12 protein-coding genes are annotated in these 11,358 nt (G+C 56.7%); all 12 read left to right on the forward strand.

Going from position 1 to position 11,358, the window contains the following annotated elements; translation table 11 throughout:
- The first annotated feature begins 120 nt into the window (after positions 1 to 120).
- The 12 genes from minC (at position 121) to ACRTGH_RS08515 (ending at position 11,233) form a co-directional block, all read left to right on the forward strand.
- On the forward strand, positions 121 to 873 hold the full coding sequence (gene minC / locus ACRTGH_RS08460; protein WP_368846328.1) for a septum site-determining protein MinC: 753 nt from the start codon (positions 121 to 123) through the stop codon (positions 871 to 873).
- A gap of 10 nt (positions 874 to 883) precedes the next feature.
- Positions 884 to 1,687 carry a septum site-determining protein MinD gene (gene minD, locus ACRTGH_RS08465; RefSeq protein WP_368846327.1) on the forward strand — a complete coding sequence of 268 codons (804 nt, stop codon included), beginning with the start codon at positions 884 to 886 and terminating at the stop codon, positions 1,685 to 1,687.
- A complete protein-coding gene (gene minE, locus ACRTGH_RS08470; protein WP_368846326.1) occupies positions 1,680 to 1,958 on the forward strand; it encodes a cell division topological specificity factor MinE in 279 nt (92 codons plus the stop codon). The genes minD and minE overlap by 8 nt, the downstream gene beginning before the upstream one ends.
- Positions 1,959 to 2,007: 49 nt before the next feature.
- Positions 2,008 to 3,087 (forward strand): rod shape-determining protein RodA, encoded by a 1,080-nt coding sequence (rodA, locus tag ACRTGH_RS08475; protein ID WP_368846325.1) that lies wholly within the window; start codon positions 2,008 to 2,010, stop codon positions 3,085 to 3,087.
- Positions 3,088 to 3,095: 8 nt separating this feature from the next.
- Positions 3,096 to 4,949 carry a TIGR03960 family B12-binding radical SAM protein gene (locus tag ACRTGH_RS08480; protein ID WP_368846324.1) on the forward strand — a complete coding sequence of 618 codons (1,854 nt, stop codon included), beginning with the start codon at positions 3,096 to 3,098 and terminating at the stop codon, positions 4,947 to 4,949.
- Entirely contained in the window at positions 4,946 to 5,635 is a 690-nt protein-coding gene (locus ACRTGH_RS08485; RefSeq protein ID WP_368846323.1) for a TIGR03936 family radical SAM-associated protein, read from the forward strand. Before ACRTGH_RS08480 ends, ACRTGH_RS08485 begins: the two co-directional genes overlap by 4 nt.
- A 73-nt stretch (positions 5,636 to 5,708) precedes the next feature.
- Positions 5,709 to 7,148 carry an Rne/Rng family ribonuclease gene (locus tag ACRTGH_RS08490; RefSeq protein ID WP_368846322.1) on the forward strand — a complete coding sequence of 480 codons (1,440 nt, stop codon included), beginning with the start codon at positions 5,709 to 5,711 and terminating at the stop codon, positions 7,146 to 7,148.
- Between the two features lie 42 nt (positions 7,149 to 7,190).
- Complete coding sequence (locus ACRTGH_RS08495; protein WP_368846321.1) at positions 7,191 to 8,033, forward strand: suppressor of fused domain protein; 843 nt, start codon at positions 7,191 to 7,193, stop codon at positions 8,031 to 8,033.
- 571 nt (positions 8,034 to 8,604) lie between these two features.
- Complete coding sequence (gene rplS / locus ACRTGH_RS08500; protein ID WP_368846320.1) at positions 8,605 to 8,946, forward strand: 50S ribosomal protein L19; 342 nt, start codon at positions 8,605 to 8,607, stop codon at positions 8,944 to 8,946.
- A 50-nt stretch (positions 8,947 to 8,996) separates the two neighbouring features.
- Positions 8,997 to 9,518: a signal peptidase I gene (gene lepB / locus ACRTGH_RS08505; protein ID WP_368846319.1), complete on the forward strand. Its 522-nt coding sequence runs from the start codon at positions 8,997 to 8,999 to the stop codon at positions 9,516 to 9,518.
- A gap of 27 nt (positions 9,519 to 9,545) precedes the next feature.
- The gene (locus ACRTGH_RS08510) at positions 9,546 to 9,821 is read left to right on the forward strand and encodes a GNAT family N-acetyltransferase (RefSeq protein ID WP_368846318.1); all 276 of its coding nucleotides are present in this window, start codon (positions 9,546 to 9,548) and stop codon (positions 9,819 to 9,821) included.
- Between the two features lie 62 nt (positions 9,822 to 9,883).
- Positions 9,884 to 11,233: a lipase family protein gene (locus ACRTGH_RS08515; RefSeq protein ID WP_368846317.1), complete on the forward strand. Its 1,350-nt coding sequence runs from the start codon at positions 9,884 to 9,886 to the stop codon at positions 11,231 to 11,233.
- The last annotated feature ends 125 nt before the right edge of the window (positions 11,234 to 11,358 follow it).

Here is an 11,358-nt window from a genome sequence, read left to right on the forward strand (position 1 = left end):
GCCCTTGCAGAAACATAACCGATCGGTCTGCGCCAAGACGGCGGGGCCGAATGTATCCGTACTTCCTGGAGTGCTGTATCCTCTGAATCAAATCCCGGTGCAAGATGAAGCGAGGAGACCATGGAGAAAGAAGCAGTAAAATTCAAGGGCATGAAAACAGGGCTTTTGCTCGTGCTGGACGGAAACCCTGAATTTTCCGACGTGGAGCGGGAAATTCGCCGCAAATTAGAGTCAAGCGCATTGTTTTTCCGGCGCGGTACGGTCATTGAATGGCGCACGGGTTTGTTCAGCCCCAAGGAGAGTCTCGTTTTGAAGAAACTCTTCCTGCAGCATGGTTTGTACTTCCGCGAGATGAAGCCCGAGTCCGCTGCCGCCAGAATACTTGCGGGCGGCGGCAAGAGCACTTTTTCCGGCGGCGTCGGCAAAGCTGAAAATACGGGGAAGGCCGCTGCCGCAGGCGGGAAGAACAGTTCCGATCTTCCCGTCCGCAAGCCCCCGGCAGCGCGCCTTGCGCCGGTGCCGGAGGCTCCGGGCGGGGCGCAGGACGTGCAGATGCTCGTGGTGAACCGCACGCTTCGCGGCGGGCAGGAAGTGCAGAGCCAAGGCTCCGTCCTGATTCTCGGCAATGTGAACCCCGGGGCGCAGGTCATTGCGGGCGGCAGCATCGACATCCGCGGCACATGCCGCGGCATTGTCCATGCAGGCGCCTACGGAGACAAGAGCGCCTTTATCATTGCCGACCACTTGATGCCCGTGCAGATCCGTATAGCCGACGTCATCGCACAGTCGCCCGAGCAGTATGAAAAGCCCGAGCGCGCGGAGAAAGCGTTGGTGAGGGATGGGCAAATTGTTATTGAACCGATAGAAAGGTAGGATACAGTCGATGGCAGAAGTTATAGTTATCACCTCGGGAAAAGGCGGTGTGGGCAAGACGACGACCACGGCAAATATCGGCGTGGGTCTTGCAAAGCGCGGCAAGAAGGTTGTTCTCATCGATACGGACACGGGGCTCAGGAACCTGGATCTCCTCCTCGGCCTTGAACGCCGCATCGTCTATACGCTCGTCGATGTCGTGCAGAAACGCGCGCCGTATAAAAGAGCGCTGGTGCGCCACAAAAAATACGAGACGCTTTTCCTCATGCCGACCTCGCAGGTGGCGGACAAGTCGGCGATTGAACCGGAGCAGATGAAGGAACTCATCGAAGAAATGAAGGGCGAGTTCGATTATATTCTCATCGATTGCCCGGCAGGTATCGAGCAGGGTTTCCAAACGGCGGTCATCGCAGCGGATTGGGCGATCGTCGTCACGATGCCCGAGATTGCAGCCGTGCGCGACGCGGACAAGATTATCGGCCGCCTGCAGAACGACAACAAGGAAATCAAGCTTGTCGTGAACCGCATACGCTCCCAGATGGTCAAGGACGGCACGATGCTCGATATGACCTCGATCGACGACATTCTTTCGCTGACCTGCATCGGGCAGGTGCCGGACGACGAGAAGGTCATCGATTCGGCGAATCGGGGCGAGCCTGTCATAGACAACCCGAATTCCCTGGCAGGCAAAGCTTATGCCAATGTTGTTTCCCGCATCATGGGCGAGGATGTGCCTTTCCTCGAGACACCGAACGAGGGATTCCTGCAGAAGCTCAAGAGTATGGTCTTTGGAAGGGGGAAGCGGGATGATTGAAGCCCTGCTGAAGATATTCGGCAAGCAAAGCAAATCGTCGCAGCAGATTGCGCATGACCGTCTCAAGGTGGTTTTGATTCATGACCGTTTCAGCGTGTCGCCGGAAGTCATGGAAAAAATCAAGACGGATATCATTCAGGTGATTTCCAATTATGTGGAAATCAATCAAAAGGATATGGAGATTTCTCTGGCAAACGATCAGGATTCCGTCGCGCTCGTGGCGAATATCCCGGTCAGCAAGATGAAGCTCGGGAGCAGCAAGAGACGCTGAGAAGAGGAGGGCGGCTGCTACGAAAGCGAATAAGCGTTGGCTCAGGCGAATGGATTTCACATTGATCGGCGCGGCGGCGGCCATTATCGTCATGAGTCTCATCGTCATAGGGAGCGCCACGCATGTCAACACCATGGGCGAGGAACGCTATTGGTTCGTTCAGAAACAGGGTGTGTTCGTCGTCCTGAATGTGCTCGTCGCCATTTTTCTTATGAATTTTGATTACAAGGCGCTGCAGGCTTACGGCAAGAATCTGTACATCTTCAATATTGTCATGCTCGTCCTCGTCATGATCATCGGGCAGACGGCTCTCGGCGCGCAGCGTTGGATACAGTTCGGGCCCATTACGCTGCAGCCTTCGGAGTTCTCGAAGATCATCATGATCATCGCCTTGGCCTCGCTCCTTGAGGATCGGGTTGGGAAGCTCGATACGCTGCAGGATCTCCTGCCCATTGCGGGCTATGTTGCCCTGCCGTTTCTGCTTGTCCTGAAGCAGCCGGATCTCGGCACATCGCTGGTCTTTCTCGCTATTTTTTTCGGCATGATTTTTGCCGCAGGCGTGAACCTGCGCATACTTGCGGGGGCCTTTGCCTTGGGGGCGGCGGCTTCGCCCCTGCTCTGGCATTTTTTGAAGGATTACCAAAAGATGCGGCTCAAGGTCTTTCTTGACCCGAGCGTCGATCCGCTGGGTTCCGGTTACCATATCATCCAGTCGAAAATTGCCATCGGATCGGGGCTGATTTTTGGCAAGGGCCTTTTCGGCGGCACGCAGAGCCAGCTGAACTTCCTGCCGGAAAACCATACGGACTTTATTTTTGCCGTTGTCGGGGAAGAGCTCGGCTTCGTAGGCTCCGTATTCCTGCTCGCACTTTATCTCATCATACTCTGGCGCGGCGTGAAGATTGCGCGTGATGCGAGCGATGCTTTCGGCCGCCTGCTCGCCGTCGGCATCACCTCGATGCTCGCCTTCCATGTGCTCGTAAACATCGGCATGACGACGGGGATCATGCCTGTGACGGGCATTCCCCTGCCGCTGATGAGCTACGGCGTCAGCTCCCTGACGACGAATATACTCGCCATCACGATACTGCTCAATATTCATATGCGAAAAGCAAAATTGCTTTTTTAGGAGGATTTATGGTCAAATTGGAACAGGAGATGCTTCAGGCTGTGGAGAAGCCCGCGCGCTACACCGGGCATGAGTGGAATGCGCAGCCGAAGGATCTTGGGGCGGTCGACTGCACGTTTGCGCTCGCCATGGCTGATGTCTACGAGGTAGGCATGTCGAATCTTGGCCTGAAAATTCTTTACGAGACATTGAACCGCCGCGCTGATGTCGCGGCGGAACGTGTTTATGCCCCTTGGCTCGATATGGAAGAGGAAATGCGCCGCCGCCGTATCCCGCTTTTTTCACTGGAGACGGGCGCGGAGATTTCCTCCTTTGATTTTCTCGGTTTCTCTCTGCAGTATGAGCTTCTCATTACGAATACGCTCAATATGCTCGACCTGGCGGGCATCCCGCTTCGGGGGGCGGAGCGCGGCTTGGCGCATCCTTTTGTCGTCGGCGGGGGGCCTTGCGTTTACAATGCGGAGCCCATGGCCGCGTTTTTTGATTTCTTCCTGCTCGGCGACGGCGAAGAAGCCATTTCGGAAATCTGCGATGTGATGATCGCCTGGAAGAAGGAAGGACGTCCCGAGGGGCGTCTGGGATTTCTGCGCCGCGTTGCCGCCCTGCCGGGCATCTATGTGCCCTCCTTTTATGAGCCGCAGTACGATGAAAACGGCGCGTTTTCGGGTGTGGCTCTTCTCGATCGAGCGGCGCGTCCCGCAGTCTATCGGCGCGTCGTCAAAAATCTTGACGAGACGCCTTTTCTGGAGCGCCCGATCGTGCCGTATCTCGGCATTGTGCATGACCGCATCATGCTCGAGCTGTTTCGCGGCTGCACGCGCGGCTGCCGTTTCTGCCAGGCGGGCATGGCCTATCGTCCGGTTCGGGAACGACGCCCGGCGACGCTCCGCAAGATGGCGCGAAAGCTGCTGGATTCCACTGGCTACAACGAGATGTCCCTGACCTCGCTTTCGTCGGCCGACTACTCTTGTCTTGCGCCGCTTGTGGATGGGCTTTTGGAGGATACGAAAGGGGAGCGTGTGAGTTTTTCTTTGCCGTCCCTGCGCATCGACAGTTTCTCCGTCGATATTGCCCAACGCCTGCAGCAGGTTCGGAAGAGCGGCCTGACCTTTGCTCCCGAGGCGGGTACGCAGCGCCTGCGGGACGTCATCAACAAGAACGTGACGGAAGAGGATCTGCTGAATTCAGTGCGCGCGGCTTTTGAACAGGGATGGAAGGCGGTCAAGCTCTATTTCATGATGGGGCTCCCCACCGAATGCGATGAGGATATCGTCGGCATTGCAAAGCTGGCGCAGAAGGTCGTCGACTGCTACAAGGAGGTCAAGGGAAAGCGCGGCGTCAAGGTCACGGTTTCCGTCTCTTGCTTTGTGCCCAAGCCGTTTACCCCGTTCCAGTGGTTCGGTCAGGTATCGCGTGCGGAATTTGAACGGCGCCAGCAGCTTTTGAAGGAGAGCATACGCGACAGAGCCATATCGTTTCATTACCACGACGCGCGGACCAGTGTCCTGGAGGGCGTCCTGTCGCGCGGCGACAGAAGGCTTGCCCCCGTCATTGAGGAGGCTTGGCGCAGGGGCGCGAAGTTCGATGGCTGGACCGATCAGTTCAAGGATGAGATCTGGCACGAAGCCTTTCGGCGCTGCGGTGTGGACGCGCTCTATTACAACGAGCGCGAGCGCAGCCTTGACGAGGTTTTGCCATGGGAGCATACAAGTCCCGGCGTCGCAAAACGGTTTCTGCTGCAGGAATGGAGAAAGGCGCAGGCAGCCGCGCTCACCGAGGATTGCCGCCGCAATGACTGCACGGGCTGCGGCGTCTGTCCGAAGCTTGGCGTGGAAGTGATCGACTGGAGGGGAGAGGCATGAAGCTGCGCGCTTTACTGACAAAGGGCGAAGAGATTCGCTTCATCTCTCATCTCGACTACGCATCCTTGATCGAGCGGGCGCTGCGCCGCGCCGGACTGCCTGTCGCTTATTCGGAAGGATTCAATCCGCATATGAAGTTCTCTTTCGCTTCGGCTCTTGCCGTTGGTACGACGAGCGAGGCCGAGGTTATGGATGTGGAGCTGGAACATCCCATGTCCCAGCCTGAGGCATGGGACAGACTTTCGCGCTCCTTGCCGCCGGGCGTCAAGCTTCTGCGTCTCTTGCCCTACGAGGGCAAGACGAAATCCCTCATGGCGCTCGTCGACGGCGCCTCCTATCGCATCGTCCTGCCCTATGCGGGTACGCAGGAGGCGGCGGAACGAGCCATAGCAGCCTTTTTTGCTGCACCCGAGGCGGTGTATCGACGCGTTCTGCCGAAGAAAACGCGCGAAATCGACGCGAAGCCATATATAAGGGAAATCAAGGCAGAAAAGGACGGCTCCAGCCTCGTCCTGCAGCTCGCGGTCAACATCATGCAAACGGGCAGTCTGAAGCCGGCCGAAGCGATCGCGCTGCTCGTGGAAAATTTCGGGCTGCAGACGGACGCAAAAGCGGCAAACATCCACCGCACGTCATTGACCTGCGGCGGACACGATTTGTTTGCGCTGCTGCCTGCCGACGGATGAACCGGTGCGTTCCGCCTCTTCATGGGAGCGGGACGCAGGAAGAAAAAGCCAATCGCCTCTTGGAGTTGATGCAATGAAAACCATTCTTGTAAATTGTGCGCCGGAAGAGACCCGTATGGCCATCGTGGCGGATGACGAGCTTTTGGCCGTCGAGGTCGAGCGTGAGACGCAGTCGCATCTCGTCGGCAATATCTATAAGGGACAGGTGCAGAATGTGCTGCCCGGTATGCAGGCGGCTTTCGTTGATATCGGCGGGGAAAAAAATGCGTTCCTCTACATTGGCGACGGACTGCCGCATGAAGGCGCACAGGGGAATCATCCTCCTGCGCGCATCCATATCGGGCAGCGCCTGCCCGTGCAGATCACGAAGGATGCCATCGGCACCAAGGGGCCGCGCGCAACCATGCACCTCTCCATCCCGGGGCGCAATGTCGTCCTCATGCCGACAGCCTCCTACATCGGCATCTCGCGCCGCATCGAGGACGACGCAGAGAGGGAAAGGCTCAAGGAGATTGCTGCCCGCATCTGCCCCGAGGGCATGGGCCTCATCATACGCACGGCAGCGCACGGGCAAACGGAAGAGAGCTTCCGACAGGATGTCGAACGCCTTGTGCGCCTCTGGCAGACGCTGCAGGCGAAAAATAAGATGGCCAAGGCGCCTGCGCTTCTTTATCGGGACGCCGATCTCATCGTACGCCTGGTGCGTGACTCCTTCACCGAGGACATCGACGCACTCTACGTCGACGATGCCGATGCTTTTCGCCGCATGACGGAACTTCTCGATTCCATTTCACCGGAGCTCAGGGAGCGCGTCCATCTTTATGAGGAGCGGGAACCGCTTTTTCGCCGCTACCGCATCGAGGAAGAAATCGAGCGGCTGGGCGAGCGAGAGGTTCTGCTCGCTTCGGGAGGCTCCATCGTCATTGACAAGACGGAAGCCCTGACCGCCATCGACGTGAACACGGGACGCTATGTCGGTAGTGCCAACCTCGGCGACACCGTATACCGCACGAATCTTGAGGCAGCCGCTGAAATCCTCAAGCAGATACGCCTGCGGGATATCGGCGGCATCATCCTCGTCGACTTCATTGATATGGATACGGAAGAGCAGAAGGAAGAGCTGCTCGCCTTTTTGCGCGAACGCGTACGCCTTGACCGCACGAAGACGAACATCGTCGACATCACGGCGCTCGGTCTTATCGAGATCACGCGCAAGAAGTCGAGACAGAACCTTGAGAGCCTCATTTACAGCCCGTGTCCCTGCTGCCATGGGCGGGGGCGCGTCGAGTCGCCGGAGACCATTGCCATCAAGATCTGCCGCGACATCCGCCGCCTGGAAAGCAAGACGCACACCGGCGCCTACGAAATCGAAGTCGCCGGCCGCATCGCGCGCGCTTTGGAAGCCGCTGAGCCCTTGCGCCATCTTGCCGCGGAGCTTGCGTTGGAGCTGACCGTCGTCCCCAAGGACATCATGTCGCCTGAAAGTTACACGATTCTGCCGAAGGAAAATTGAAGGCGGGAACAAAACGAGCGCATAAAAAGCGGCTTTCAGGGTATGAGACAAAGAAGCGAAATCATGGGATTTTTCGGCAAATTCTTCAGCAGTGAAGAAAGCAGGAAAGAACAGGAAAATAACGACAGCATCATGGAAGAGCCGCTGGAAGAAGAAAGCGAGAAGAAGGAAGAGCTTTCGGCAAATAAGAAGAGATATATAGAGACGTATGGCGATGCAGACGATGCGGCGCCGGGCTGGGAGGCAATCGACGCTGCTTTGAAAAAGATCTATCCGAACACAGCTGAACGGCATTACGGTACGATCCTTAAATTTATGTTGGGCGGCAAAGATCCGCTTGATGGAATTAGTATATATGACAACAACGAACAGGAATTTCATCGCCATATTGTAAGTTACGGCATGTCGGAATTGTATTATGACCCGGATAGTGCGGACAAGGAATTCAGCGGCTGGGGCTGTGAATTTACCATGCGCGTCGTGCCTTTTTCGGGCGATAAAGATGCGGAAAACAAAGATGGAAGCATAGCGCATAATGAACCGCACTGGGCGATAAATTTGATGCAGAATATTGCCAGATATGTCTATGATACGGGAAATTACTTCGAGGCGTATCATTTCATGCCCGCCAATTCACCGATCAGGATGGATACGGATACGAAACTGGTGGGGATCATCATGGTTCCTGACCCGCAGCTGCGCGGGATGGACACCGTACATGGCAGGGTGGAATTCCTGCAAATGGTGGGCATTACGCAAAGAGAACTGGATTGGCTGCTCAAGGAACCTACGGTTGAAAGAGGGAAAATCCTCGCAGATCGGATGCGGGAAGATAATCCGTTTTTGCTCACGGATTTGAAACGAAAGAAAGAATATGTCCCGTAAATCCGCCGTCGGAAAGAAACGACGGGATATAGGAAGCGGTGCTTGTAGCAAAAGGAGCTTCAGCGAGCCGAACGCGGCGCATCAGCGCGGCGAGCCAGGCACAACAGCAGCCTGATGGATGCGAATGCACTTTGGATAAGATCCAGGAAATCGGCAAGAAGCACAGCCTGCTCTGAAGGGAGCCTTATGTGCGGAACTCGGCCGGGAGCGCATTTCGTTGAAGAAACGGGATGTGCTCTTTGTTTTATTGCATAAGTTCGCAAGACATAAGGAACCGCTGATAAATTCAGCCACCCATCTTCACGCATCTGCGCTGTCCTCTCGTCGTCGACAAATCCTCGACGTAGCACCGCTACGCCTCCGGTTTGTCTCCTAGATAGAACCAGCGCATCTGCGCAAATCTGGGCGACTTCATTTTATCAGCGTTTCCATAAATTCTGCAAGGGAAGTTTTCTGTCTGCAGACGGCTTGAAATGGAGTTTTTTTTATGATAGAATAGCATGGTATGTGGACGGTCCGCTGGGAGAGACAGGCTCTTTATATGAACGTCCGAGATTAAGGAGGAAAAGAAATGAACATTATCCAGGCTTTGGAGCAGGAGCAGCTGCGCTCGGACATTCCGGAGTTCGCGCCCGGTGATACGGTGCGCGTGCATGTCAAGGTCGTCGAGGGAACGCGCGAGCGTATCCAGGCGTTCGAGGGCGTTGTCATTGCCCGCTCCGGCACGGGCGTACGCGAGACGTTCACCGTGCGCCGTATTTCTTATGGCGTCGGCGTCGAGCGCACCTTTCCGGTTCATTCGCCGCGGTTGGACAAGATTCAGCTCATGCGCCGCGGCATTGTGCGTCGCGCGAAGCTCTATTATCTGCGCAACCTCACCGGCAAGGCTGCCCGTATTCGCGAGAGGCGCTGAGGCGCATCATAGGGACTGCTTGCAGTCCCTATTTTTTTAGGAGGGATCTTATGAGGTCGCTAGGGGAAGAGGTCAAGGATTGGCTGGTGGCGATTGTCGTCGCCGTCGTGCTTGCCTTTATCATACGCCAGTTTATCGTTGAGCTTTACGTTGTGGATGGGCCGTCCATGCGCCCGACGCTGCAGTCGCGCGAGCGCCTTGTCGTCAACAAGTTCATCTATCGCATGAGGGAGCCGGAGCGGGGTGAAATCCTTGTGTTCCGGTATCCGCGCGACCCGAGCCGCGACTTTATCAAGCGTGTGATCGCCGTGCCCGGGGATACGATCGAGATCAAGGACGGCAAGGTTTTCGTGAACCAGCAGCTTCTGAATGAGGATTACATCCTCGAAAAAACGCTGACGAATTATCCGCTTTCGACGGTGCCGGCCGGGCATATTTTCGTCATGGGCGACAACCGCAATAATTCCGAGGACAGCCGCTTCGCTGACGTCGGCTTTGTTCCGTACGATCTCGTGAAGGGCAAGGCCATGGTCGTATTTTGGCCTGTTTCAGAAGCCGAGGCGCTGCCTTGAGGCTCGGCATTGCATAGGAGGCGGAAGATGGCTTGGCAGACGGCGGAAAACAGCATCCTGTACAGCGGGAAAGACGGACAGGTTCTGGGGCGGCTTGATTTCTTGCAGACCGCGCCGGGAGTATATGACATCGTTCATACGGAAGTGGACGCTTCTCTGCAGGGGCAGGGGATTGCCGGACAGCTTGTGCAAAAGGCGCTGGAGGAGATCGAGCGGCGCGGCGCCGAGGTGCAGGCGGATGTTTCCTGTTCCTATGCCGCGCGGTGGCTGGCGCGCCATGGAAAGAACCAAAGTCAGATTTAATGAGGATTCTATTGATTTTCTGCTCCTTTTGTCTTAAACTGCCTGCAAAGGGGGTATGGGGCATGGCAGCGATGCGGATGAGGAATGCAGGAGGCGCTCGGCGGTTTGCTGCGGCGGTTGTCCTGTTCTTGCTCTTTGCGCTCTTTCCGGGTGCGGCGCGGGCGGCGGAGTCCGATGCTTATATCGTGTCCGCTCTCGTTTCCCTGGCCTCATATTCGGATGAGACGGGGCTTTTGGTGCGACGCTGGCTCAAGGAAACAAACTGGACGCTTCGCAGCAGCAGTGCGGAGCTGGGAAAAACGGAAGGACGCGTGCATCTGGCGACGAAGACGCTGCAGGACGGCAGGAAAGCGCTTTTCCTTGCTTTTCCGGGGACGGAGAACAGGAAGGACCTGGCTGTGGATCTGCGTCTTTCCCTTGTACCCTTTGGCGGGACGAATCCTGAGGAATTTGCCGCTTTTGCGGCTGCAGCCGATCAGGCGGAGGATGTACCGCGCGTCCATAAGGGGTTCAATGATTTTACAATGGCCGCGCTTTTTTCGGAACGACTGGAAGCGCACGGCGGACGGACGACAGGGGAAATGTTGGCGGATGAGCTCAAGGAGAATCCCGAGGAAACGCTTTATTTGACGGGGCATAGCCTCGGCGGTGCAGCGGCGCTTTTGACGGCGGCGCGGCTTGCGGATCTGGGCGTTCCGGCGGAGCAGCTCCATGTCATTACGTTCGGCGCTCCTGCCGTCGGTGACGAGAGGTTTGCGCGTCTTTACGAAAACAGGCTTCATCTCACGCGCATCGTGATGACGGACGATCCCGTGGCCGGAATCCTTCAGTCCGTTAGGCGCCATTTCGTGCAGTTCGGCGATAAGATCGTCTGGCAGAGAGCGTCGAAGGAAGATCGCTTCGGGCATGAGCTGGCGCTTTATTTCGATGAGGCTTTGCGCCGCTATTACAATGCGGAAAAAGCGACGGAGGATGTCCATGATTTCCTTCGAGGCGAACCGCAGGAGGTGGAGGGCGGCATCTATGTTGCGCCTTCGGTGTTCACTCTGCCGAAAGAACTTGCAGCCGATGCGCCCTATATCGATCGCGCGGTGCACGATTCGCTGGCAATCCGCTGCCGTCCGCTCGTCTTTGCAGCGGATGATGCCCCAAAAGACCGTGCGGCGCTTCTGGCGGAGGCGAGGGCGGCAGGCTGCCGCTACCTGCTTATGGAGCGTTTTGAGGTAAAATTCCTGCGAAAGGAGTACAATTCCTATCGTCTGACGTTGGAAGAAGCGGTTTATGCGAGCGACGGCACGCTGCGTTCGCTTTCGTCGCGCAGTACGAATACGCGAAGGCTTCCGGCGATCGAGGGATTCCTCTACCTGGCGTACAAGGGGAGCGAGGAGAGAGACAAGGCGCTGGGGCTTTGAACCATGGTTTTCGTGCATCCCCCGGAAAGGCCGGCAGCCGCTGCATGCTTTTTCGGGGGATGCTTTTTGTCTGCCTGTTTTTGCCTTCGCCCGCCTTGCATAAGGCGCGTCCCTATTGTATGATG

It is taken from the genome of Selenomonas oralis (genome assembly GCF_051603425.1).
GTDB classification, from domain to species: domain Bacteria; phylum Bacillota; class Negativicutes; order Selenomonadales; family Selenomonadaceae; genus Selenomonas; species Selenomonas sputigena_A.